The sequence below is a fragment of the Caulobacter henricii genome (assembly GCF_001414055.1).
Taxonomy (GTDB): Bacteria; Pseudomonadota; Alphaproteobacteria; order Caulobacterales; family Caulobacteraceae; genus Caulobacter; species Caulobacter henricii.
On the sequence record NZ_CP013002.1, the window covers coordinates 807,006 to 831,765 of the forward strand.

Genomic DNA, 24,760 nt, shown 5'->3' on the forward strand with positions numbered 1-24,760 from the left:
TGCAGGCTCAGGCCGCAGCGACCTTGACCGCCAGGGCCGCGTCGATGCCGGCATAGAGCGTGTCGGGGGTGACCGGCTTGGTGATGAACCCGTTGGCCCCGGCCGCGATCGCCTGATCGCGATGGGCGGGCGAGGCATTGGCCGTCATCATGATGATCGGGGTAGGGGGCCTTTGCTGCGCCGCTTCCCATGTGCGGATGTCGGCGGTGGCCGAAAGTCCGTCGAGGACCGGCATCTGCATGTCCATCAGCACTAGGTCGAAAGGCGATTGGCCGAACCGCTCCAGGGCCTCGGCCCCGTTCTCGGCCATCACCAGCTCGACCTCGAGAGGTTCAAGCAGGAGCTCAACGACCCGGCGGTTCACCGGATGATCCTCGGCCAGCAGGACGCGCAGGCTTTGGCCCGGCTTCGGCGTCGACACATCGGACCACAGGGTGGGCGCGGCGGCCGTGTCCGGGGCCGAGGCGCGCTTGAGCGGAATGCTGAAGGTGAAGCTGCTGCCCTGGCCGGGCAGGGCCCGCGCATCGATCTCGCCGCCCATCAGGGTGACGAGGTTCTTGCAGATGGCCAGGCCCAGTCCGGTGCCGCCATAACGCCGGGTGATGGTGTCATCACCCTGCACAAACCGTTCGAACAGCCGCGGCAGAACGGCCTCGTCGAGGCCAACTCCGGTGTCATCGACGGTGATGGTCAGCTGGCAGTCATCGCCGGATGCGGGAGAGACCTCCACCCGGACCGTGACCTTGCCGGAGTCGGTGAACTTGATGGCATTGGCGGTCAGGTTGCCCACGACCTGCCTCAGTCTCAGGGCATCGCCGAGGAACGGGCCGTCGGCCTCCGGCGAGAACTGGACGTCAAAGGCCAGGCCCTTGCTGTCAGCCCGCAGGCGCATCAGATCGGTGCAGGTCAGGATCTCGGCCTTCAGGTCGAGCGGCGCGATCTCCAGTTCCAGGCGGGAGGCCTCGATCTTGGCAATGTCGAGCAGGTCATTGAGGATGCGCTCCAGCGTCTCCCCCGACGCCACGATGATGTCGACCATCTCGCGCTGTCGATCGGGCATTTCGAGACGCGACAGGGCCTTGGCCAAGGCGATGACGCCATTCAGCGGCGTGCGAATCTCGTGACTGACATTGGCCAGGAAGGTCGACTTGGCGGCGCTCGCTCGCTCGGCGGTATCGACCGCCTCGATCAGGGCGGCTTCCTGCAGCTTCAGCTGGGTGATGTCGACAAAGGTGGTCAGGGTCTGGGTCAGGTCATCCCCGTCGTGCAGCGGCAGGGAATTGACGTTCAGCCAGCGCCGTTCCTCGTGGGGCAGGTTCACGCCCAGCATGAAGTCCAGGACCGGCTTGCCGGTGCTCAGACACTGCATTGAGGGTTGCTGGTCGACGGGCAGCGGCTTGCCGTCGCCGTCGATCAGGCTCCAGTCAGGATCCGCGGACGAGCGACCGGTGAGCTGGTCCTCGGTCATGCCCAGAAGGCGCGCGGCATGGGCATTGTGCTCGACAATGACGCTGGCGCGATCCTGCAGCACAACGCCTTCGCGCATGGCGGCGATGATGGTGCGGTAACGTTGATCGCTCCGCCGCATGTCTTCGAGGGTCTGGATCTGGGCGGCGGCAATCTGCGCCCCGGCCCGCGCCTCGATCAGGGCCATGGCCACACGGGACAGCCGCTCCAGACAGCGCAGCTCGCGCGGCGTCCAGGCCTTGGGCCGGGTATCGATGGCGCAGAGCGTGCCGATCCTCAGGCCATCGACCGTCGTCAGGGGGGCCCCGGCATAGGCCATGATCCCGGTGACGCCGGTAACCAGCGGATTGTCGGAAAAGCGCGGATCCTGGGTTGCGTCCTCGACGACGAAGACGGACGGCGTCTGGATGGCATGGCTGCAGAAGGCGACGTCGCGCGGGGTTTCCTGATCTTCGATGCCAATCCGCGCCTTGAACCACTGGCGATCGGCATCCACCAGGGAGATCAGGGAGATCGGGGTGCCGCAGGTCTCGGAGACCTCGGTCACCAGGTCATTGAAGCCCTCTTCCTCGATCGTATCGAGGATATCGAGCGCCCACAGCGCCGCCAGCCGCCGCTTCTCAAGATCGGGCACACTGTCGAGGATCACCATGCCAAGTCGCCGAAGGCCCCTGATTCTTCAATTGGATCATGGGTTAGAGGATCTTGTCGCGCAATCTAACCCAGGTGGGCGATATGACACAGGGGGCTGCCCCAGGCCTTGGCGACGAGGCCCGAGGTGGATCGCGAAGGCGCTGAACTTGAACACGGGTCCTTCGGGCCCGAGGGCGGCGAAGCGGTGCCTGGATGCACTGACGGTGCCGGGCTCAGGGCGGGGCCCGGCTCGCCTCACCCCATCGCGTCGCAATTGGCCCGGATGAAGTCAAAATGGTCCGGCATCACCTCGGCCGAGCGGGCGATCACGGCCTTGATGTCGGCCATGCGCCGGACCAGTTCCTCGTCGCCCATCACCTCGACCATCGGGTCATAGCCCCCCGGCAGCAGGCCCTGGCCGACCATGACGGCGAACCAGGAGGTGTCGTTGAACAGCTCCTCGTTCTCGCGGAAAATCCGGCCATGGCTCTGGAAGAGGGCGATCTTGTCGGCCAGGTAGTCGGGGATCGGCATTTCCCGCAGATAGTCCCAATAGGGCGTATCGTTCCGCTGCGTGGCCTTGAAGTGCAGGATGATGAAGTCGCGGATCTTCTCGTATTCGAAGGCCATCACCCGGTTGTAGCGGTCGATGTCCGGCTGGTGGAAATTGCGGTCGGGGAACATGGCCAGCAGGCGGGCGATCCCGACCTGGATCAGGTGGATCGACTGGCTCTCCAGCGGCTCCATGAAGCCGGCCGAAAGGCCGATGGCGACCACGTTCCTGTTCCAGCTCTTCTTGCGCCGGCCGGCGGTGAAGCGGATCTGGTTGGGGGGAGCCAGGGGCTCGCCGTCGAGATGGGCCAGCAGATAGGCCGTGGCCTCGTCTTCGCTGATGTGGGCGCTGGAATAGGCGTAGCCGTTGCCCAGCCGATGCTGCAGCGGGATCCGCCATTGCCAGCCGGCCGGCCGGGCCGTGGCGCGGGTCACCGGAGCGTTTGATCCGCCGAGGGTGCAGGGTACGGCGACGGCGCGGTCATTGAGCAGCCAGTTCGACCAGTCCTCATAGCCCGTCTGCAGGGTCTGTTCGATCAGCAGGCCGCGGAAGCCCGAGCAGTCGATGAACAGGTCGCCCTCGACGACCGCGCCGCTCTCCAGGGTGACCGAGGTCACGAAGCCGGTCAGGCCGTCCTGCTGGACCGTGGCGATCTTGCCCTCCTGCCGCACGATCCCGCGCGCTTCGGCATAGTCCCGCAGGTAGCGGGCATAGAGCCCGGCATCGAACTGGAAGGCATAGGCGATCGCGCCCAGAGGCGAATTGGCCTGTCCGTTGGGGCGCATGAACCTACCCTGCTGGGCCGCCACGGCATTGAGCGAATAGGCCCCGAGATCAGGCTCCAGGCCCATGCCATGCAGCTTCAGCCAGTAGGCGTGGAACGACACGGCTTCCATGTCGACGCCATAGGGACCGAACGGGTGGTGGTAGCTGTGACCGATCGCCTTCCAGTCGACGAACTCGATGGCCAGCTTGAAGGTGGCCTTGGTCTTGCGGACGAAGTCGTTCTCGTCGAGGCCCAGCATGCGGTTGAAGATATTGATCTGCGGAATGGTCGACTCGCCGACCCCCACCGTGCCGATGGCCTCGGATTCGACCAGGGTGACCTCCGTCTGACCGTCGCGGGTCAGGAAGCGGCCCAGGGCGGCGGCGGTCATCCAGCCGGCGGTGCCGCCGCCGACGATGACGACCTTGCGAAGACGGTTGACGCGGGTCATCGGGCTTTCTCGATTTCGCTCGCCGCGCAGTAGCGGGCGATAAAGGCTTCATGGGTGGGCAGGGCCTCGGCGGTCTGGCGCACCAGGCTGGCAAGACGGTGCATCTGATTGCGGACCAGGGTCTCGTCCAGAGTATCGACCAGCGGGTCATAGGCGCGCGGCCGGATGTTCTGGCCCAGCAGCACCGCCACCCAGCTGGGCTCGGCGAACAGGTCATAGTCGGTCGGGAACAGCCGGCCCCGGGCGGCGAACAGGTCGATCCGGTGTTGCAGACTGTCGGGGATCGCCATGTCGCGGGCCTGCTGCCAGTAGGGCTCGGATCGCTCATTGGCCTTGAAGTGCAGGATGATGAAGTCCCGGATCAGCTCGGTCTGCAGGATGGTCAGGCGGTTGTACTCGGCGATCTCGACGGGGTCGAAACCCCGGTCGGGAAACAGGGCCAGTAGCTTGGTGATCCCTGACTGGATCATGTGAATGCTGGTGCTTTCCAGCGGCTCCAGGAAGCCCGAGGCCAGGCCGATGGCGACGCAGTTCTTGACCCAGATCTGCTTGCGCCGCCCGGCCCGGAAGCGGATGAAATTGGGTTCTGCGCGGGCCGGGCCGTCCAGGGTGGCCCGAAGACGCGCCACGGCCTCGTCGTCGCCGAGATGCCGGCTGGAATAGACATAGCCATTGCCGGTGCGGTGCTGCAGCGGGATGCGCCAGCGCCAGCCGGCCGTATCGGCCGTCGCGCGGGTATAGGGGGTCAGGCCGTCGCCGCCGGTCTCGCAGGGCATGGCCACGGCCCGGTCATTGGGCAGCCAGTGGCCCCAGTCCTCGAAGCCGGTGTCGAGGGCCTGTTCGATCAGCAGGCCCCGGAAGCCCGAGCAGTCGATGAACAGATCCGCCTCGAGCACGGTGCCATCATCGGTCGTGACCGACGTGATGAACCCGTCCTCGCCCCGCAGGCTGACGTCCACGACCTTCCCTTCGCGCCGGACCACCCCGCGCGCCTCGGCATAGCGGCGCAGATAGCGGGCATAGAGACCGGCATCGAAATGGAAGGCGTATTTCAGGCTCGATAGCACCTGACCGGGGTCCTTGCTGGGCAGCATGAACTTGCCCAAGCGGGCCGCCGTGGCCGAAAGGTTGAAGTCGTCGAGGGACTGGGTCGACCCCTGGGCGCGGGCCTTCAGCCAGAACTGATGAAACTTGATGGCCTCGATATCCAGGCCATAGGCCCCGAACGGATGCAGGTAGCGTGAGCCGGGCCGGGTCCAGTCGACGAACTCGATGGCCAGTTTGAAGCTGGCCTGGGTCGAGCGCATGAAATCGGCTTCGTCGATACCGAGCATCTGGTTGAAGGTGTTGATCGGCGGGATCGTCGCTTCGCCCACCCCGACGGTGGAGATGGCGTCGCTTTCGATCAGGCTCACCTCCACGCCGCGCAGCACCTTGGCCAGGGCGGCCGCCGTCATCCAGCCCGCTGTGCCGCCGCCGACAATCAGAACCTTGCGGACCGGGTTGGTGTTCATGGGCGAAAACTCGCAGTAGCCATGGCGGTCTTGCTTCTCCCCTTGCGGGAGAAGGTGGCGACCGAAGGTCGACGGATGAGGGGTCGATCGACCTTTCCATCGGGCAGGGCAAGCCTGGGGACGCTGGTGCTACCCCTCATCCGGCGCCCTGCGCCACCTTCTCCCGCAAGGGGAGAAGGGAGACGATGATGTGCGTAATCAAGCACGGCTCGCCAGCGCCTCCGCATGGGTCGGCAGGCGTTCGGCCGTCTGGCTGAAGATCGCCCGCATGCGTTCGGTCGTAGCCTTCAGGCGCTCCAGCGGCATCCGGTCGGCCAGGGGATCATGGCGCCGGGGCAGTACGCCGTGGCCGATCAGGGCGGCGATCCAGCTGGGTTCAAGGAAGATCTCTTCGTCATACATCACCACCCGGCCGCGGCTCTCAAACTGGGCGATCCGGTAGGCCAGGGCGTCGGGAACGGGCGCGTCTCGCCCCAGATCCCAGATCGCTCCGTCGCGCCGGCCGGCCCGGCGATAGTGCAGGATGGCCATGTCGCGGACCCTGCCGAAGGTCTCCGCGCCCAGGCGATTATATTCTTGCGCCGCCACCGGCGCGCCGCCCGGACGCGGAAACAGGGTGATCAGCCGGGTGATCCCGCTCTGGATCAGGTGGATTTCGGCGGTGTCGAGCGCCTCGACCATGCCGGCCGCGCCGCCGATCGCGACACAGTTGCCGACCATGGCCCTCTGCCGCCGCCCGTTGCGCAGGGTGCGGAATTCCGGTGGGGAGAGACCCTCCTTCGGCAGGCCCGTGGCGGCCGCTCTGACGGCCACCTCGTCGCGGGTCAGGTCCGAGCGATAGGTCAGGCCGCCGTCGAGGCGACCACGCAGTGGGACGCGCCAGCGCCAGCCCTCTGCGGCTGCCTCGATCTCCGTCAGGGGCGGCGAGTCCCGCCGCGTCGGCGCCGATACCCGGACTGTCCGGTCGGCGGGCAACAGGGCTGACCAGTCCTCAAAGGGTTCCTCGCCGATCAACAGGGCCGCCGGTCCGGTGCAGTCGATGAAGAGCTCGGCCTCGACCCGCTCGCCGTCCCTGAGAACAACGGCCTGGATGTCGCCCGTCAGGCCGTCGCGGATCACGTCTGCGACCTCGCCCGGGCCGGCCATGACGCCGCCCTGCAGGGCCAGGGTCCGCAGCGCCGCCGCATAGAGGCCGGCATCCAGGTGCAGGCCATAGGCCAGGGTCGAGAGCGGTGACCGCGGATCTCCCGAAGGCCCGGAGAACCGGCCCTGCCGGGCCATAACCGCCGCCAGGCTGTAGTCGTCCAGCGGCGTCTGGTCGCCGGTCTGTCGAAGCCGGGTCCAGTAGTGATGGAAGCCCACCCCGTCGAGATTGGCTCCGATCTCGCCGAAGGCCTCACAGAACTGCGTGCCCGGCGTCCAGCCGCTGAACTGGGTGCCCAGCCGGAAGGTCGCCTGGGTGGCTTTCATCAGTGCCGCCTCGTCCAGGCCCAGCAGGCCGTGAAACGACCGCAAGGCGGGCAGGGTGGAGAGGGCCCCGGTTGCGGGCGGGCCGGTCTCGACGACCCGGATCTGCGCCTGCCGGCCAGTGGCGCGGGCAAGGCCTGCGGCGGTCATCCAGGCTTCGACGCCGCCGCCGATGATGGCGATCCGTCCGAGCGGGGGAGGGGTCATGCCGCCCCCCGCGCATCACAGAACCGCTCGAGAAAGGCCTGGTGATCGGGCATGGCCTCGGCGGTGCTCTGCACGGCGGCCTTGAGTTCGGCCAGCTTGCGGGCCGCCTCGGCCGGATCAATGGCGTCGGCCATGGGATCATAACCGCGCGGCAGGATGTTCTGGCCCAGATAGACGGCCAGCCAGGAGGGCTCGAGGAAGAAGCCGTCGCGATACTTCACCACCACGCCCCGGTCGCGGAACAGCGCCATCTTGTAGGCCAGGCTGTCAGGGATCGGGGCGGCGGCCTTGTCGCGCCAGAAGGCCGAGTCGTCGCGCTGGGTGGCGTGATAGTGCAGCACCAGGAAGTCGCGGATACGTTCGAACTCCAGGTCCATGACCCGGTTGTACTCGTCCTGGTCGGCGGTCGCGCAGCCTCGCTCGGGGAACAGTTCCAGCAGGGTCGAGACGGCCAGCTGGATCAGGTGGATGCTGGTGCTTTCGAGCGGCTCCAGGAAGCCCGAGGCGAGACCGATCGCCACGACATTGCGGTTCCACTGTTTCTTGCGTCGGCCGGTGGTGAAACGCAGGAAGCGCGGATCGGCCTGGGCCTTGCCGTCCAGCTTGGCCAGCAGCACCCGGGCCGCCTCGTCATCGCTGATATAGTGGCTGCAATAGACATAGCCGTTGCCGACCCGGTGCTGCAGCGGAATGCGCCAGCGCCAGCCGGCATCGTCGCTGGTGGCGCGCGTATAGGGGGTCGGCGGCTCGACCGAGTCGCAGGGCACGGCCGCGGCGCGGTCGCAGGGCAGCCAGTGGGTCCAGTCCTCGTAGCCGGTCTTCAGGGCCTGTTCGATCAGCAGTCCGCGGAAGCCCGAGCAGTCAATGAACAGGTCGCCCTCGATCCTCTGGCCGCTCTCCAGGATCACGGCCTGAACAAAGCCGGTCTCGCCGTCCAGGCTGACGTCCTGGATCTTGCCCTCGGTGCGCCTGACGCCCCGCGCCTCGGCATAGGCCCGCAGATACTGGGCATAGAGGGCCGCATCGAACTGGTAGGCATAGGAAAAGGTCGATCCGAGCGAGCGCGGGTCGGTAGCCGGCGGAGCGAACTTCTTCAGCCGGGCAGCGATGATCGGCAGGCTGTAGGCCTCGATCGAGTCGGCCTCGCCCCTTTGCCGCGCCCGCAGCCAGTGCTGGTGGAAGGCCACGCCGCCCAGCGGCTGACCGAAGGCCCCGAACGGGTGGATGTAACTCTCGCCCTTGCGGCCCCAGTCGCGAAACTCGATGCCGAGCTTGTAGGTCGCCTGGGTCTTGCGCATGAAGTCGGCCTCGTCGAGGCCGAGCTTGGCGTTGAAATTGCGGATGTGAGGCACGGTGGCCTCACCCACGCCGACCGTGCCGATCTCGGCCGATTCGACGAGGTCGATGGCAATCCGGGTGCCCCCCAGAACGGCGCTGAGGCCGGCCGCGGTCATCCAGCCCGCCGTTCCGCCGCCCACGATGACGATCCTGCGGATCGCCTCGCCCGTCCTGCCGTTCTCATCCATTCCGGCTTCCCTCCACCCTGTCTCCGCAGGGCTGTTTCTCAATGTGACCGTAGAGACAAAGTCGAAATTGACAACGCTGTCTTTAAGCGTCATCGTAACTTCATCCGGACGGCAAGATCCGGTTCAGGTGGTCAAACCATCGGGGGGAAACGGTAGGTCGAGCTAGCCCGGGGTCATGTGTCGTGCAGGCGACAAGGCCCCCAAGGCGCTCGTTCAAGATCTCTCCCCTTTGCACAGCTACGTGAGCCGGGCCTGTGTGGCAACGCTTGACAGCCGGTGATCTGTCATATGATCTGACCAATAATGGTCACGGTAACATGACCAATGGTAGCGCTAACGTTGCGCTGCTGAAAAACGGGGAGGTGAGACGCATGGGCTCTGTTCAGAGGCCGTCCGCGCAGCGCGGGCAAAATTCATTGATGTCGGGTCTGAAGTGCGGCGCATCCGCCGTGGCGCTGGGTGCGGCGATCTTCGCCGGGCCGGCCTTCGCTCAGACCGCGGCCAAGGCTGACGATCCTGTCGCAGTCGATACGGTGGTGGTGACCAGCATCCGCCAGAGCCTGAAGAGCTCCCAGGCGCTGAAGCAGTCGTCAGAGATCATTGGCGACTCGATCACCGCCGAAGACATCGGTGCCCTGCCGGACCGCTCGGTCACGGAAGCCCTGCAGCGCGTGCCCGGCGTGTCGATCAACCGCTTCGCCGCCGGCGTCGACCCTGACCACTTCTCGGTCGAAGGCTCGGGCGTCGTGGTGCGTGGTCTGAACTTCGTGCGTTCCGAGCTGAACGGCCGCGACACCTTCTCGGCCAATAACGGCCGCATCCTCAGCTTCGCCGACGTTCCCTCGGAACTGATGGGCGGCGTCGACGTGTTCAAGAGCCCCTCGGCCGACATGATCGAGGGCGGCATCTCGGGTACCGTCAACCTGCGCACGCGCCTGCCGTTCGACAGCAGCAAGCGCCTGCTCTCGCTCTCGGCCGAGGCCAGCTATGGCGACATGGTCAAGTCGTGGAAGCCGACCTATTCCTTCCTCTACAGCGACCGGTTCGACACCAATGTCGGCGAGTTCGGCCTGCTGCTGAGCTACGTCAATTCCGAGCTGTCGACCCGCAGCGATGCCATCCAGGTGTCGAACTTCGGCTGCCGCACCAATCTGGGCGTCACCAGCGGCGACTGCGGCAACGGCACCAAGGGCGTGTGGTTCCCGCGCGGTGCGGCGTTCCGCTCCACCAACACCGATCGCGAGCGCCAGGGCGCTGCGGCCGCAGTGCAGTGGAAGAGCACCGACGGCACCATGGAAGCGGCCTTCCAGTACCTGCGTTCAGAGTCCAATTCGGCCTGGACCGAACACGCGATGGAAATCGCCACCGACAACGTGGCCAGCAATGGCGACTCGCGCGCCGTCGCCGGCACGACCTTCAGCTATGACGGCAGCGGCGTGTTCACCAACGGTGCCATCACCGGCACCACCGGCTGGCGTTCGGACCAGTTCTCCGATCCACGCACCCCGATCGACGGCCTGCAGTCGAACAACATCCGCCGCGACGTTGATCAGACCTATCTGACCAGCGACTACGGCTTCAATTTCAAGTGGACCCCGAACGACAACTGGGGCTTCCAGTTCGACGCCCAGCACGTCGACTCCAAGGTCGACAATATCGATGTCGGCATCTGGACCTCCAGCTTCCAGAACGCCGCCATCACCCTGAACGGCAATGATCTGCCGACGGTGGCCTTCTCGCTGCCGGGCAATGGCCTGACCCCGTCGAACTGCCTGCCGATCAACAACAACTGCCCGTCCTATGGCCGCGGCACCCATGCCAATCTGAGTGATCCGTATAACCACTTCTGGCGCTCGGCGATGGACCACATCGAGCAGTCGGAAGGTACCGAGAACTCGCTGAAGGTCGACGTTGAGTACAAGTTCAACGACGATACCTGGTTTGACTCGGTGAAGGCTGGCGTGCGCTGGCATGAACGTGACCAGACCACGCGCTTCTCGTCCTATAACTGGGGCGTGCTCAGCGAAATCTGGGGCAATAACGGCCCGGTCTGGCTTGACGACAAGGTCGACGGCATCGTCGACAGCAACCCGCTCGGTGCCGCCGGTTCGACCACTGCGAGCGCTACGGAACTGTGGGGCTTCCCCAACTTCATGCGCGGCCAGACCCCGCTGCCGACCGGAACCGATGCGCGTCTGTTCTATGCCGGCAATGCCGCGACCGACTACAAGACCATGTCCGACTTCGCCCTGCTGGTCGGTGATGAATGGCAGCCGCGCAATGGGGCCAATGGATGCCCGCAGCACTGGGTGCCCCTGGCCAAGCGCTGTAACACCATCGCCGGAACGCCGTTCCTCCCGCAGGAAATCAACCCGGTCAACGAGGTCAACAAGGCCGCCTATGTGATGACGCGCTTCAAGGGTGACCTTGGTGCGGCCCGGGTCAGCGGCAATATCGGCCTGCGCTACACCTCGACCACCCGCGAGGCCGACGGCTTCCTGGCCTTCCCGAACACCAATTTCACGACGGATGCCCAGTGCGCCATCGTGCCGGTTGGCCAGGCTCCGACCCCGTTCTGTCAGCTGGCACCGTCGGTGCGCGCTGCGGCCCGGGCCTGGGCCAACGGGGCTGTCACCCCGACCACCGAAAGCAAGGACTTCAACTACTGGCTGCCCAGCTTCAATGTGAAGGTGGTCATGCCCAATGGTCTGCAGTACCGCCTCGGCGCGTCCAAGACCCTGGCGCCGCCGGATATCGGTCTGACCCGCAACTATTATAACCTGTCGTTGAACACCAATGCCGACGGCATTTCCAACGGCCGGCCCAGCGGCAATGTCACGGTCGGCAATCCGGGTCTGAAGCCCACCCAGTCGACCAATCTGGATGCTTCGGTGGAGTGGTACTTCGCCTCGGTCGGCTCGCTGACCTTCGCGGCCTTCTACAAGGAACTGACCGACGTCGCGACCAACACGACCCAGCGCGTGCCGTTCACCAACAACGGCGCAACCTTCGATGTCGTCACGACCACGCCGGGCAATTCCGACAAGAAGGCCAAGGTCAAGGGCTTCGAGATCGGCTACCAGCAGTTCTACGACTTCCTGCCCAAGCCGCTGGACGGGTTCGGCATCAATGCCAACTACTCCTACATCGAGAGCAATGGCGTGCCGCAAAGCACGCTGTCGGCCACCGATCCCGACGTGGCGGCCGGCCGTGTGACTACGGTCGACACCAGCAAGCTGCCGCTGCAGGGGCTGTCCAAGCACAATGCCAACTTCGCGGCCATCTATGAGAAGGGTCCGATCTCGGCCCGGCTGGCCTACAACTGGCGCTCGGACTTCCTGCTGACCGTCCGCGACGTGATCGTGCCCTATGCGCCGATCATGAACGAGGCGACCGGCCAGCTGGACGGCTCGTTCTTCTACACCGTCAATCCGAAGGTGAAGATCGGCGTCCAGGGCGTGAACCTGCTGAACGAAACCACCATGACCAGCCAGGTCCTCAACAGCAGCCTGCTGAAGACCGGTCGTTCCTGGTTCATGAATGATCGCCGCTACACCTTCGTGATGCGCGCGAGCTTCTAGGTTTCCGCGAGCCGCGCCGGTCGGGTCTCCTCTGGGCCGGCGCGACTTTCGGAAATGGGCTCTGTCAGAGCCCGGATACACTTGCAGCTCCTCCTTTCCGCGCATCGTCTCTGGCGGTGCGCGGTTTTTTCTGAAGGCTTCGTCGATGCGCCCAAACTCTCCGGCCCCTTCGCGCCGACAGGCGCTCGGCCTGGGCCTTGCTGCCGGTGCCCTGTCCGGCTTTCCGGCCTTCGCCGCCACCGGGCCCTCCCTGGCCAGCCTGGCTCGCGACAAGGGGCTTCAGTTCGGCAGCGCCGTCGGTGCCGGACCGGTCGGTGCCCTGACCGGCTCCTTCGAAGACCGCCGCTACCGTCAGATCCTGGCGGAGGAGTGCGGCCTGCTCGTCCCCGAAAACGAGCTGAAGTGGTATGTCGTCCGCGCCGCCGGACCGGCCAGTTTCGCCTTCGAACGCGCCGACCGGATCGCCGCCTTTGCCAAGGCCAATGGCCAGGCCCTGCGCGGTCACACCTTGCTGTGGCACCATCCGCAATGGTTCCCGGCCTGGATCAAGACCCATGATTTCGGGGCCCAGCCCAAGCTCGCCGCCGCAGCCCTGTTGACGGAACACATCACCACGCTCTGCCAGCGCTATCCGCAGATGATCTCGTGGGACGTCGTCAACGAGACCGTCGACCCGGCCGACGGCTCGGTACGCAACACGGTTCTGTCCGACATCCTGGGCCGGGAGCCGACCCTGGACCTGGCCTTCCACACGGCCCGTGCGGCCGCGCCCAAGGCTCGCCTCGTCTACAACGACTATATGAGCTGGGAGGTCGGCAACGAGAAGCACCGCTACGGCGTGCTCAAGCTGCTGGAAGGGTTCCGCAAGCGCGGGACCCCCGTAGATGCCCTGGGCGTCCAGGCCCATATCGGCGCTGAAAATGCCGACAGCTTCACCGGTTTCGGCAAGCCGCAGGAGCAGGAATGGCGCGCCTTCCTCGATGAGGCCACCGGCATGGGCTATGACCTGCTGGTCACCGAATTCGACGTCCACGACAAGGGGCTGGTCTATGACTTCGCCCCGCGCGACGCCGCCGTGGCGGCCTATGCCAAGGGCTATTTCGACCTGATGCTGTCCTATCGTCAGACCAAGGAGGTTTTGGCCTGGGGCATGGTCGACAAGTACTCCTGGCTGCAGGGCCAGTGGCCGCGACAGGACGGCAAAGCCAAACGCCCGACGCTCTATGACGACAACTATCAGCCCAAGCCCCTGCGCGAGGCTGTTGCGGCAGCGCTGAAGGCGGCGCCGGCGCGATAGAGGCCAATGCTGCAGGCCCCCTCCTGACCGCTATCGCGGTCGTCCTCCCCCGGAGGGGGAAGACGCTCTCATCTCTCCCTCCGGGGAAGGAGCGCGCAGCGCGGAGGGGGGCAGTGACAACCCAGTGGAGTTCTTGAATGATCCGCCCGACCCTGACCGCACTCGCCCTGGCCCTTTCGGTGAGCACCGCCCAGGCCGCGCCCAAGCCCGGCCAGGCCGAGTTTCGCAACTTCACCTATGAAGGCGCAGACCCGGTAGACGCCCAGGTCGTCCTGGCCCCAGGCCAGTACCGCAATCCGATCCTCAAGGGCTTCTATCCCGACCCCAGCATCACGCGGGTGGGCGGCGACTATTATCTGGTCAACTCGACCTTCGCCTGGTTCCCTGGCCTGCCGGTCTGGCACTCGACCGACCTTGTCCACTGGGCGCAGATAGGCAACGCCATCGACCGACCCGGCATGCTCGACTTCAAGCGCCTGGGCCTGTCGCGTGCCGTGTTCGCCCCGGCCATCGAGGAGCATGAGGGCACGTTCTACATCCTCAACACCTGTGTCGACTGCCAGGGCAATTTCCTGATCACGGCCAAGGATCCCAAGGGCCCGTGGTCGGATCCGGTCTGGCTGCCGACGGTCGGCGGCATCGACGCCTCGATCTTCTTCGACGAGGATGGTCGCGCCTGGATCCTCAACAATGACGCTCCGCCGGGACCCGCCGAGTATCAGGGCCACCGCGCCATCTGGATCCAGCAATACGACCCCAAGGCCAAGGTCACGATCGGCCCACGCACCGTGCTGCTGGACAAGGGCGTAGACCCGTCGACCAAGCCGATCTGGCCTGAGGGGCCGCACATCACCAAGAAGGACGGCTGGTACTATCTGACCGCCGCCGAGGGCGGCACGGCCGAGGGCCACAGCCAGGTCGCCCTGCGGTCCCGGAGCGTCACCGGCCCCTACACGCCCTATGCCAACAACCCGATCCTGACCCAGCGTGGCCTGCCGAGGGATCGTCCCCTGCCGATCACCTCGGCGGGTCATGCCGACCTTGTCGACACCCCTGACGGCCAGTGGTGGGCGACCTTCCTGGCGGTGCGGCCCTATGGCGACGACCTCTACAATACCGGCCGCGAGACCTTCCTGCTGCCGGTCGAGTGGAAGGACGGCTGGCCGGTGATCCTCGAGAATGGCAAGACCATCCCCTATGCGGCGACGGCCCCGAACCTGCCTGCGCCCAAGGTCCTGCCTCCCCCCACGACCGGGGCCTTCCAGGCCGTGGAGACCTTTGCCGGTCCCGAACTGCCGCTGAACTGGATGACCCTCCGCATTCCGACCGAACGCTGGTGGAGCGTGGGCCAGGGGGCCCTGACCCTGAAGGCCCGCCCGGACAAGCTGATCGACCAGCCGTCCTTCTGGGGGCGGCGCCAGCAGCACATCAACGCCTCGGTCCAGTTGACGGTGGACTTCGCGCCGACCGCTGACGGTGATCGCGCGGGCCTGACCGCCCTGCAGAGCGATGAGTTCTTCTACTTCCTGGGCGTGGTGCGCTCGGGCGGCAAGCCGGTCCTGCGGCTGGAGCGCAGGGCCGGTGCCGGTGATCCCGTGGATGGCATGGTGATCGCCGAGGTGCCCCTGACCGGAACCGGTCCTGTCGATCTGAAGATCACGGCACGGGCCGGCGAGTACGACTTCGCCTATGCCGCAAAGCCGGGGGACTGGAAGGTCCTCAAGGCCGGAGCGGACGGGACGATACTGTCGACCAGGAAGGCCGGCGGGTTCGTGGGGGCCGTGTTCGGGGTCTATGCGAACGGGAAATGAGGCGCTGCTCCCCCTTCGGGGGAGCTGTCACAGAGTGACTGAGGGGGCATTTGCGGCCTTAGCCGAGCTGGCCCCCTCCGGCCCCTTTGGGCCACCTCCCTCTTAGGGGGAGGAGCTAATTGTACCGATAAAGCTTCACCCTCTGGATCTGGAACCGGCGCGGCTCCAGCCGGACGTGCCGGCCCTGGTGGGTCTCGTCGCCATTCAGCCAGCGACCTTCGACCCACCGGCCGTCGACGAAATGGCCCTCGGTTACCTTTTCAAGGCCTACGCCGTCTCCGAAGGTCAGGGTGAGGCCCGAACCGGCGACGAGAAACTCGTCGTCAGACAGGCGGATCACCAGACCCCCATGGGTCTCGAAGGCCTGCCTGTCCTTCGGTGTCCAGGGGTCGACGAACGAGACCTTCAGCGTCCAGTCGCCCATTGCCACGCTCTGCGGTGCCGCATCGACCACGCCCTCGAAGCTGACCGGTGGGCGGAAGCCGCGCATCACGCCCTTGCCCTGGTGCGCCAGGATCGTCGGGGTCAGTTCGCGGAGCAGTCGATAGGCCCCGGCGAGCGGATTGGCAGACGGGTCGCTCACGGTCTCGATCGCGAAGGGCGAAAAGCCGATGGCGTCATGCTCGCCGATCGCCCAGAAGGCATTGGCCGGAGCCTCGGCCTTGCCCGCCCGGTCCGCCTCCGGGAGGAACAGGGGATTGCCCGGCCGGTCATACCGGGCCGCCCAATGGGTGAAGTCGGGATAGTAGATGTCGGGGGCCTGGAACACCGACGGTGCCGCCGCCTTCCAGATCTCATAGAGGTGGGGCAGCGGCCCGGCGCTGGGATAGCCGCCCGGGGCGACGCAGGGCTTGTTCAGCGCCGCATTGACATACATCGGCAGCGGGTAGGCCTTCTGGCCCGCGCTCGCCAGCCCTTCGACAAAGCGCCCGAAAGACCAGGCCTGCCACAGCTCGTCGGTCGCGTCGCTCTTGCCGAACACCTGCTCCCAGCTGCCCGAGCCGGTCTTTCCCCCCTCCGTCTTTCCAAGGGCCTTTAGAACGGCGGCCGGCACAGGTTTGCGGAACTCGGCCTCCGCCAGAGGTGAGTGATCCCGGGCCGAGGGCAGCATGCCGATCTCGTTCTCGACCTGGATCATGATTACTGTCCGCTGGTCGCCATCCACTGCCTTCAGGTGGGTCATCAAGGCCACGAAGGCTTTGGTGTCGGCGGCCAGGGTCGCCGGGCTGGCGGGCGAGAGGATCTCCTGGACCTTGCCCTCGGCCGAGCGCGCCAGGGGGAAGCGCTTGCCGTCGCGTTTCACCCAGGCCGGCGCATAGGTCGACATGCTGTTCTTCCAGGCGCCGAACCACAACAGGACCAGCCGGGTGTCATGGGCACGGGCCTGGGCGATCACCCCGTCGAGCACAGTGACGTCGAAGCGCCCCTCCTCGGGCTCGATCTGGTCCCATTCGACCGGGGCTAGAACAGTGTTGAGCCCCAGAGCCTTGAGGGTGGGCCACTGCTTTTCCAGATAGGGCAGGCTTGAGGCCGTGGAATTGCCCAGCTCTCCGCCCAGGATCAGGAACGGCTTGCCGTCGACCAGCAACTGGGTCGCATCGCCCTGCGAGGCCAGGCGGGGGATCTCTTCGGCCCGGATCGGGCCGGCGAAAACTGCGGCGGCCAGGGCGAGGGCAACGAGGTGGAACTTGGAGGTTTGGAGCAGGGTGCGCATGAGTGGTCAGATGACTGCATTGGACTTGTAAGATCAATCCGGAACCGCATCGGGCCTGGATTTCGGGCGCCTGGTCGCGCTGCGCTCCGCTTGCCGGCAAGGGCACCCATGCTAGGCTGCCGGGATGATCCGTCGCATCGTCGCTCTCGCCCTCGTTCCCCTCCTGGCGGCTTCGCCGGGCCTGGCCCAGACGGTGGTCATCGTCCGCCACGCCGAAAAGGCCGCGCCTAGCGGTGACCCGGACCTGTCGCCGGCCGGTCAAGTGCGGGCCCAGGCCCTGGCCCAGGCGCTCTCGGGTGGACAGGTTGTCCGGGTGCTGGTGACGCCGCTCAAGCGTACGGGCCAGACGGGTCAGCCCACTGCCCAGGCTGCCGGGATCGAGCCTGTGGCCGTGCCCTTTGACGGCGGCGATCAGGCCCATGCCGGCCGGGTGGCCGATCTGGCCCGCGCGGTGCCGGTCGAGGCCACGGTGCTGATCGTGGGTCACAGCAACACGGTCGGCAATATCGCCAGGGCCCTCGGCGACCCCGCTCCCGAGGCGATTACCGACTGCGACTACGACAAGATGACCGTCATCCATCTGCACGGCACAGCGCCGCCGACGGTGATCCATACGCGCTATGGCGCACCAACGGCGGCGTGCTGACGGGGCAAGGGATTCCTGCGCGGCACCGAATGCGATCTGACTTGCCAAGGCAAAAGGCTTGGCCGACCCTCCGGATCTGTCGCGACCGCCCTTGACCCTGTGTGCCCTGGGCGCGGCGCCTGGAGGACGTCATGGTGGATCAGATCAATCTTGTGCCCATAGCCCATGTGCGGGGCGGTCGCGCCGAGGTCATCGATGACGACTGGGGCGGCAGCCGGGCGACCCTCGAGCTCGACCCGGATCGCTTTTCCGCCGAGGCGCTGGCCGGGCTTGAGGACTTTTCCCATATCGAGGTCATCTTCGTCTTCGATCGGGTGCCGGATGATAAGATCGAGTTCGGCGCGCGGCGGCCGCGCGGTCGCCCGGACTGGCCCCTGGTCGGGATCTTTGCCCAGCGCGGCAAGAACCGGCCAAACCGGCTGGGCCTCTGCACCTGCAGGCTCATCAGCGTGAAGGGGCTGTCGGTCGAGGTCGAGGGGCTGGACGCCGTGGACGGCACACCGGTCCTCGACATCAAGCCCGCCATGCAGGGCTTCCTGCCGCGTGAACCCCTGCGCCAGCCGCCCTGGGCCGCCGAGATCATGGCGGGCTACTGGTAGGGGCTGAGGCGGCTCAAGCGGCTGATTGGGTGGCGACCTGGCAGGCCCGGGCCAGCCGGGTCGGCGAAACAGGCTTTTCGACCACCTGGTTGCTGCCGCCGCTTGAGACCGAGGCGGCATTGCCGGTGACATAGACCACCGGAATGGGTCCCAGATGGGCCATGATCGCCGAGACCGCATCCACGCCGGTGCCGCCGACAATGCGGTAATCGGCCGTGATCAGGTCTGGCCTGTGGCGAAGGGCCAGGTCGAGCGCGTCGCGGGCATTGTCCGCCACGTCGATCGAGGTGAAACCCTGGTCGCGAAGCAGGACCTCGACTTCCAGGGCGATCAGGATTTCGTCTTCGATGATCAAAGCGTGACGCAACATGTTTTCAAGCAACCCAATTCGCGCAGTCCCCAGGATCACATGGCCGAATGATTCCCGGTCCCGACAAGCGGTCGGCGGGCCTCAATCGCCTTCAGGGACTGCGGCTTAAGGTCACCGCAGCGCGTTACTTCTTCCGGTCGCCACCCCAGGGCAGGCTTTGCTTGACCTGATCGAGAGGCGTCTTGGTCACCACCACGGGGGGCGGCACATAGACCGTGGGGGCCTTGATCGGATAGGCCCGCCAGCCGGACTGGATCAGGGCGGAGAAGCCCTGGCATCGCGGCATGACCCGCACGGCACCGGTGCGAGGCTTGGGGAAGGGCTGAGGCTGCCGCATCTCCTGCCGCTTGGGGTCGACGAACCACCAGTCGCCGGGCAGGCCATAGCCCTTTTCCCCACCGGTCCGGACCGCCTGATAGGCGATGTTGGCCTGGAAACTGGGCACGCCATAGCGGAGCATGGCCCGCAGGAAGATGGCGTCGGCCTCCTCGCGCTTGCCCGGTTCGCCCACGGCATAGAGCCAGTCATGGACGATGGCGGCGCGGGCCGTCGGGCCCTGGGGATCGACAAAGCCCTGGCCGTACCAGGGCACGCTGGCGAAGTCGGTGACATACCAGCGCGGGACGACGATGACCTTGCCGGTCTCGACGTCGCAATAGGGGAACTCGGCGTCCAGGGTGAACAGCTTGCGGCCGGCCTTGGTCTGGTTGAACAGCACGACGGGCTGGGGCGTCAGCGAACTCGGCGGTGTGGGGGCGACCACCGGGATATAGACCGTCTCATGGGTCTGGGTGGCGCAGCCGGCGACTGTCAGGGTCGATACCAGGGCGGCGATGGCAAGGAGAGGAGTTCTGAGCGGGCGCAAGACGGTCATCGGGCAGGGGAGGTGAGGGAGAGCCTATAGCACTGCTTCGATGGCGCTTTCGAGGCGGCACCTTCGCGCGGTTGAGTCAGGCCCTGGCGGGGCGGCGGCGGCGTGGCACGCGGACGGTGGCATCGCCGTCCATGACCAGGTCGTCGCCGACATAGGCCTCGCAGCGCAGGACCACCCGTGCGCCGGCCTCGTCGATCGCCGCCACCGTGACCCGGGCTGAAACCGTGTCGCCGATCCGCACGGGCCTGTGGAAGGCCAGGGTCTGGCCCAGATAGATCGCGCCGGCCCCGGGCAGTATGGTGCCGACCACGGCCGAACCGAACGAGGCCGACAGCAGGCCATGGGCGATACGGCCGCGATAGGCGGTCCGTGAGGCGAAGGCCTCGTCCATGTGGACGGGGTTGAAGTCGTCGGACGCTTCGGCAAACCGCGCGATACGCTCTTCGGTGACGACGACCAGCTTTTCGGCGACCATGCCGACCACAAGCTCGTCGAGGATGTAGCCGCCAGAGGGATGAGGTTGGATCATAACGCGCGGTTAGCGGTCATGTGGCTGCAAGGCCAGCGAAAATGCGACCGTCAGGCGACAGGGGTGGGTGGTCTGGACGCGTCTGCCGGGTTAACACCCGGCTATGGCAAGAACCAAGCAAAGCCCGGAATTCGATATCGTGGTCGAGGGCGAGCCCTATGTCTGGCGGCTGCATCGCCAGCCGGGCTGGTCAAGCGACTCTGCGGTCAGGCATGGCGTGGCCATCGCCGCGCGGCACAAGGAGGCCCAGCGCGAGGTTGTCATGGAGTTCCCGGCAGGGCCGGAGCCGCGTTATGGGGCCCCGCTGCTGAAGCCGGCCCATATCGCAACGGCCCTGGTCGCCAAGGCCATCGCTTCGGCCATCGCGGCCGGATGGGATCCGCACTCGCGCGGCAAGACCATAACCATTGTGGTGGATTCGACCGGCGGGTGACGCGCTGGAGCGACCCGGTGGTGCCGGGAGACTAGATGCGCAGCTGCGAGACGCCGGCCAACATCACGGCCCCGATCATCACCCAGCCGGCGGCCAGGGCGAACATCGGATAGCGCTGCCACCAGTGGCGCTGGGCGGCGCAGGCGCCGGTGTGTCTGGGCATGTCGAACCTCCCTATCCAGCCTTGATGCTGGTCAATTACGATCATGACCCAAGTAGGATCTTAAAACTTGGTTAACAGGGGTCACAATCTCGACATAAGGGCGTGAAATCAGATCGAACATGTTATCCGAATTCGCCCGGCGGGCGAATTTCTAGGTTAAATAATTGATATATCTAGGTTTTTTGTAAAACTTGCTTGCCTTGGCCTTTAGAGGGCCTATTCTCAGGCGTAGAAAAAAATTTCTTGTTCAGGACTTCGAATGCTTCGCTTTGCCTGTTTGACCCTTGGTTTGGCGCTTGTTGCAGGAGGAATGGCCTCCGCCCAGACCCCTGCCGCGCCACCAGCCAGCCGTCCCGCCATGACCGCCGGCGATGCCTTTCTGGCGACCAACGCCAAGGCTCCGGGGGTGGTCGTTCTCCCGTCGGGGCTGCAGTACAAGGTCCTGACCTCGGGCCCCAAAACGGGCCCGTCGCCCAAGTCGGGTGACCTGATCAAGGTGCACTACGAAGGCAAGCTCCTGGACGGCACGGTCTTCGACAGCTCGTTCGAGCGCAAGCAGGCGGCGATCATGCCGCTGGAGGGCCTGGTCCAGGCCTGGCTCGAAGCGCTGCCCCTGATGAAGGTCGGCGACGAATGGATCCTCTATGTGCCGCCGGCCTTGGGCTATGGCGACCGCGACGTCGGCCCGATTCCCGCCGGCAGTGTGATGACGTTCCGCCTGCAGCTTCTGGGCATGCTGGCGGTGGATTAAAGGCGGATAGCTGCTCCCCTCTGGGGGAGCTGTCGCGGAGCGACTGAGGGGGCCATTTGGCCTTAGGCCGCGTTGCCCCCTCCGGCCCTCTGGGCCACCTCCCCCAATGGGGGGGGGATCTACCCAGCCTAGTTCCGGCTCGTCATCAGCGGCTGGATCCTCGTGCCGAAATCCTCGACCCCCTGCACGAAGTCATCGAAGGTCAGCAGGACCCCGGCTGTGCCCGGAACCGCCGCGACCTCGTCCAGCATCCGCGCCACGCTTTCATAGGACCCGACCAGGGTGCCCATGTTCAGGTTGACGGCCGATTCCGGCGCGGCCAGCTGGGTGGTGTTGGTCGTGGCCCCTGCCTGGGCATTGGGAGCCGCCTGCTGGGTCAGCCAGGCCAGGGCTTCCTGGTCGGCCCCGTCGCGATAGAGCTGCCATTTGGCCATGGCCTTCTCGTCGGTTTCGTCGGCGATGATCATGAACAGAAGGAAGCTGGCGACATCCCGGCCGGTCTTGTCGGCGGCGGCTTTCAGGCGGTCATTGACCGAGCCGAAGGCCGTCGGGGTGTTGACGCCCTTGCCGAGGGCAAAGCTGTAGTCGGCATATTGCGCGGTGAAGGCCAGGCCCTCATTGGATGAGCCCGCGCAGATCAGCTTGGTCTCTTTCGGGTGCGGGCTGACCCGGCAGTCATCCATCTGGAAGTACTGGCCCTTGAAGTCGCTGACGCCGGTCTCCAGCAGGTCCTTCAGCACGGTCGTGTATTCGGCCAGGTAGTTGTAGCGGTCGGTATAGTGGGCCTCGCCGGGCCACAGGCCCATCTGGCTGTACTCGGCCTTCTGCCAGCCGGTGACCAGGTTGAGGCCGAAACGGCCCGGGGCGATGGAGTCGATGGTCGAGGCCATCCGCGCGGCGATGGCCGGTGGGATGGTCAGGGTGGCGACGGTCGCGAAGATCTTGATCTTGGTCGTCACGGCCGCCAGGCCCGCCATCAGGGTGAAACTCTCCAGATTGTGCTCCCAGAACTGGGTCTTCCCCCCAAACCCGCGGAGTTTGATCATCGAGAGCGCGAAGTCGAAGCCGTACTTCTCGGCCTTGAGGGTGATCTCCTTGTTGAGTTCGAAACTGGGCCTGTATTGCGGCGAGGTCTCGGAGATGAGCCAGCCATTGTTGCCGATGGGAATGAAGACGCCGACCTGCATGGGTGGGGTTCCTTGGGCTTGCTAAATCCGCTCTCCCCGGCGAAAGCCGGGGCCCAGATTCATCCTGAGTGTTTGGGGTGTTCGCGCCTTGCGACCGATCCGGATCCGAGAGGCTGCGGGTTTGATCTGGGCCCCGGCTTTCGCCGGGGAGAGCGGGATCGGAGGCGAGCGATCATCCGCCCCCCTCCAGAAAGCCCAGCAAGGCCGCATTGAAGGTCTCCGGATCGGTGACCGTGAATCCGTGCCCGCCCCAGGGGGCGACCTCCAGCTGGCCGTTGGGCAGGCCTTCGGCCAGGCGCATGGAGCAGCCGACGGGGACCAGCATGTCGTCGGCGCTGGCACTGACCAGAACCGGATGCAGAATCTCGCCAAGGCGGTCGTCGATGTCGAAGTCGAGCAGGGCCTGGATCCGGGCCAGCATCACCTCTTCTGGCGGGAAGCCGGCCACGTGGTGTGGTTCCTCGGCCTGCAGCCGGTCATGGTTCTCCGACAGCCATGTCGCCGGATAGAGGAAGATCGGCTGGGCGTGGACATAGGCCTCGATCCCGCTGTTCTTGAGCAGGCAGATCCGCGTGTCGAAACAGCGTTTGATGTGCGGATCAGGCCGCGACCAGCCATTAACCACCACCAGTTTGGCCAACCGGTCGGGGTGCGACAGCGCCAGGGCCAGCCCCGCATTACCGCCCGCGGCATGGCCGACGAGATGGGCGCGGGCCAGGCCCAGGGCGTCCATCACCTTGACGATGTCGTCGGCCATGGCCTGCACCGAGTGCGGCTGGGTCAGCTGCCGGACGCTGCGGCCCGTGCCCCGGTGGTCGTACAGGACGACCGGGTACTTCGCGAGTAGGGCGTCCATCTGCGGTGCCCAGAAGGCACCCGAGCCGCCCAGGCCCGAGGACAGCAGCACGACCTCACGCCCGGCGATGGGGCCGCCGTGCAGTTCATAATACAGGCCGTCGACCGTGCCCGAGACGATCATCGGCTAGCGCTTGCCGATATGGGCGACGCTGGCGATCTCGACCAGGAAGTCGGGCCGCACCAGGCCGCACTGGATGCAGTAACGGGCCGGCTTCTCGCCCGGGAAGTACTCGGCATAGACCTTGTTGATGGTCTGGTAGTCGGCCCAGTCCTTGAGGAAGATGTGGTTCATGGTCACGTCGTCCATCGTGCCGCCGGCGGTCTCGATGACCGACTTGATGGTCTCCAGCACCTGCCGGGTCTGGGCCTCGGCATCGCCGACATGGGCGACATTGTTGTCCTTGTCGAAGGCCAGGGTGCCCGAGACATAGACAATCCCGTCGGCCAGGGTGCCGGGCGAGAAGGGGGCGATCGGGGTTCCCGTGCCGGGCGGGGTGATGACGGTCTTGGGCATAGTTCGTGTCCTCTTGCTCTTCAAACCCGCTCTCCCCGGCGAAGGCAGGGGAGAGCGGTGCTTATGCGGTCGGGGCCAGCTGTCCGAAGGCTCCCTTGAAGTCCGCGACGGTCGAGACCCAGCCGAAGAAGGTCTCGATGTTGAACAGGGCCGCCTTCTGCACGAAGTCGGGACCAGCCTGATGGGTGGCGTCCTCCAGCACGGTTCCGAAATATTCCAGCATGAAGCCGTCCCTCAGGGTCGACTCGACGCAGACATTGGTGGCGATGCCGACAAAGACCAGATGGCGGATGCCACGGGCCCGCAGGACGCTGTCCAGCTGGCTGTTGAAGAAGCCGCTATAGCGGGTCTTGTGCAGGCAGATGTCGCCCGGTTCGGGCCTCAGGGCATCGACCAGCTCATAGTCCCACTGGCCGCGGGCCAGCAGCTTGCCCTGCAGTTCGGGCCTGGCGCGCATGGTCTTCAGGGCGTTGGACTTCCACCAGTTGGGCGAGCCGGGGCCGCCGGCCTCGACATACTGGTCGTCCCAACCGTTCTGGAAAAAGATCACCTGCATTCCGGCCGCACGGGCCACGGGCAGGACGGCCTGGATCTGCTCGATCACCGCGGCCGCGCCGCTGATGTCGAACCCGGCCAGATCCAGATAGCCGCCGGGCGAGGCATAGGCGTTCTGCATGTCGATGACGATCACGGCCGTGGATCTGGGATCGACCGGGATCGGCTCGGGCCTGGCCGGCAGCATGATCGCCTCGGGCGACAGGGGCGCGATCCGTGCACCGGTCTTGTCGGGTTCGAAAGCCATGCCATACCATCCTGGGCGCACTGCGCAGCGAGATCGGGCAGATGATG

At 65.9% G+C, this 24,760-nt stretch carries 21 protein-coding genes; 7 read left to right on the forward strand and 14 right to left on the reverse strand.

Annotated features, from left to right (window positions below; genetic code table 11):
• Positions 1 to 7: 7 nt before the first annotated feature.
• From AQ619_RS03800 to AQ619_RS03820, 5 genes are all read right to left on the reverse strand, one after another.
• Positions 8 to 2,119, reverse strand: coding sequence for a hybrid sensor histidine kinase/response regulator (locus AQ619_RS03800; protein ID WP_062144480.1), 2,112 nt, complete (start codon positions 2,117 to 2,119; stop codon positions 8 to 10).
• Positions 2,120 to 2,355: 236 nt separating this feature from the next.
• Complete coding sequence (locus AQ619_RS03805; protein ID WP_062144483.1) at positions 2,356 to 3,870, reverse strand: tryptophan halogenase family protein; 1,515 nt, start codon at positions 3,868 to 3,870, stop codon at positions 2,356 to 2,358.
• On the reverse strand, positions 3,867 to 5,384 hold the full coding sequence (locus AQ619_RS03810; protein ID WP_062144486.1) for a tryptophan halogenase family protein: 1,518 nt from the start codon (positions 5,382 to 5,384) through the stop codon (positions 3,867 to 3,869). Before AQ619_RS03810 ends, AQ619_RS03805 begins: the two co-directional genes overlap by 4 nt.
• Positions 5,385 to 5,582: 198 nt before the next feature.
• Positions 5,583 to 7,058: a tryptophan halogenase family protein gene (locus AQ619_RS03815; RefSeq protein WP_062144489.1), complete on the reverse strand. Its 1,476-nt coding sequence runs from the start codon at positions 7,056 to 7,058 to the stop codon at positions 5,583 to 5,585.
• Entirely contained in the window at positions 7,055 to 8,584 is a 1,530-nt protein-coding gene (locus AQ619_RS03820) for a tryptophan halogenase family protein (RefSeq protein ID WP_062144492.1), read from the reverse strand. The genes AQ619_RS03815 and AQ619_RS03820 overlap by 4 nt, the downstream gene beginning before the upstream one ends.
• A 371-nt stretch (positions 8,585 to 8,955) precedes the next feature.
• Here AQ619_RS03820 and AQ619_RS03825 point away from each other — a divergent pair, with 371 nt between their 5' ends.
• From AQ619_RS03825 to AQ619_RS03835, 3 genes are all read left to right on the forward strand, one after another.
• Positions 8,956 to 12,165 carry a TonB-dependent receptor gene (locus AQ619_RS03825; protein WP_062144494.1) on the forward strand — a complete coding sequence of 1,070 codons (3,210 nt, stop codon included), beginning with the start codon at positions 8,956 to 8,958 and terminating at the stop codon, positions 12,163 to 12,165.
• Between the two features lie 145 nt (positions 12,166 to 12,310).
• Positions 12,311 to 13,462, forward strand: a complete 1,152-nt coding sequence (locus AQ619_RS03830) for an endo-1,4-beta-xylanase (RefSeq protein WP_062144497.1) — start codon at positions 12,311 to 12,313, stop codon at positions 13,460 to 13,462.
• Positions 13,463 to 13,599: 137 nt separating this feature from the next.
• Positions 13,600 to 15,273, forward strand: a complete 1,674-nt coding sequence (locus tag AQ619_RS03835) for a glycoside hydrolase family 43 protein (RefSeq protein WP_062144500.1) — start codon at positions 13,600 to 13,602, stop codon at positions 15,271 to 15,273.
• A gap of 115 nt (positions 15,274 to 15,388) precedes the next feature.
• On the opposite strand, the gene AQ619_RS03840 is transcribed toward AQ619_RS03835, so the two are convergent.
• Complete coding sequence (locus tag AQ619_RS03840) at positions 15,389 to 16,987, reverse strand: GH35 family beta-galactosidase (protein WP_062144503.1); 1,599 nt, start codon at positions 16,985 to 16,987, stop codon at positions 15,389 to 15,391.
• 124 nt (positions 16,988 to 17,111) lie between these two features.
• Between AQ619_RS03840 and AQ619_RS03845 the strand changes: the two genes are divergently transcribed.
• The gene (locus tag AQ619_RS03845; RefSeq protein WP_062144506.1) at positions 17,112 to 17,633 is read left to right on the forward strand and encodes a SixA phosphatase family protein; all 522 of its coding nucleotides are present in this window, start codon (positions 17,112 to 17,114) and stop codon (positions 17,631 to 17,633) included.
• 131 nt (positions 17,634 to 17,764) lie between these two features.
• On the forward strand, positions 17,765 to 18,232 hold the full coding sequence (locus AQ619_RS03850; RefSeq protein ID WP_062144508.1) for an SAM-dependent methyltransferase: 468 nt from the start codon (positions 17,765 to 17,767) through the stop codon (positions 18,230 to 18,232).
• 13 nt (positions 18,233 to 18,245) lie between these two features.
• Here the strand turns inward: AQ619_RS03850 and AQ619_RS03855 are convergent, their stop codons facing one another.
• The 3 genes from AQ619_RS03855 to AQ619_RS03865 form a co-directional block, all read right to left on the reverse strand.
• Positions 18,246 to 18,602, reverse strand: a complete 357-nt coding sequence (locus AQ619_RS03855; protein WP_062144511.1) for a response regulator — start codon at positions 18,600 to 18,602, stop codon at positions 18,246 to 18,248.
• 124 nt (positions 18,603 to 18,726) lie between these two features.
• Positions 18,727 to 19,476 (reverse strand): DUF1353 domain-containing protein, encoded by a 750-nt coding sequence (locus AQ619_RS03860; protein WP_062144514.1) that lies wholly within the window; start codon positions 19,474 to 19,476, stop codon positions 18,727 to 18,729.
• Positions 19,477 to 19,552: 76 nt separating this feature from the next.
• Complete coding sequence (locus AQ619_RS03865) at positions 19,553 to 20,005, reverse strand: MaoC family dehydratase (protein ID WP_062144517.1); 453 nt, start codon at positions 20,003 to 20,005, stop codon at positions 19,553 to 19,555.
• A 103-nt stretch (positions 20,006 to 20,108) separates the two neighbouring features.
• Between AQ619_RS03865 and AQ619_RS03870 the strand changes: the two genes are divergently transcribed.
• Complete coding sequence (locus AQ619_RS03870; RefSeq protein WP_062144520.1) at positions 20,109 to 20,438, forward strand: hypothetical protein; 330 nt, start codon at positions 20,109 to 20,111, stop codon at positions 20,436 to 20,438.
• A 31-nt stretch (positions 20,439 to 20,469) separates the two neighbouring features.
• Here AQ619_RS03870 and AQ619_RS19450 read toward each other — a convergent pair whose 3' ends face one another.
• Complete coding sequence (locus AQ619_RS19450; protein WP_257720838.1) at positions 20,470 to 20,601, reverse strand: hypothetical protein; 132 nt, start codon at positions 20,599 to 20,601, stop codon at positions 20,470 to 20,472.
• Positions 20,602 to 20,860: 259 nt separating this feature from the next.
• Between AQ619_RS19450 and AQ619_RS03875 the strand changes: the two genes are divergently transcribed.
• Positions 20,861 to 21,352, forward strand: a complete 492-nt coding sequence (locus AQ619_RS03875; protein WP_062144523.1) for an FKBP-type peptidyl-prolyl cis-trans isomerase — start codon at positions 20,861 to 20,863, stop codon at positions 21,350 to 21,352.
• A gap of 128 nt (positions 21,353 to 21,480) precedes the next feature.
• Here AQ619_RS03875 and rutA read toward each other — a convergent pair whose 3' ends face one another.
• The 4 genes from rutA to rutB form a co-directional block, all read right to left on the reverse strand.
• Positions 21,481 to 22,539, reverse strand: a complete 1,059-nt coding sequence (gene rutA, locus AQ619_RS03880) for a pyrimidine utilization protein A (protein ID WP_062144526.1) — start codon at positions 22,537 to 22,539, stop codon at positions 21,481 to 21,483.
• Between the two features lie 172 nt (positions 22,540 to 22,711).
• Positions 22,712 to 23,518, reverse strand: coding sequence for a pyrimidine utilization protein D (gene rutD, locus AQ619_RS03885; RefSeq protein ID WP_062144529.1), 807 nt, complete (start codon positions 23,516 to 23,518; stop codon positions 22,712 to 22,714).
• A 3-nt stretch (positions 23,519 to 23,521) separates the two neighbouring features.
• Positions 23,522 to 23,911: a pyrimidine utilization protein C gene (rutC, locus tag AQ619_RS03890; protein ID WP_062144532.1), complete on the reverse strand. Its 390-nt coding sequence runs from the start codon at positions 23,909 to 23,911 to the stop codon at positions 23,522 to 23,524.
• Between the two features lie 61 nt (positions 23,912 to 23,972).
• The gene (gene rutB / locus AQ619_RS03895) at positions 23,973 to 24,713 is read right to left on the reverse strand and encodes a pyrimidine utilization protein B (protein ID WP_269465178.1); all 741 of its coding nucleotides are present in this window, start codon (positions 24,711 to 24,713) and stop codon (positions 23,973 to 23,975) included.
• Positions 24,714 to 24,760: the final 47 nt, after the last annotated feature.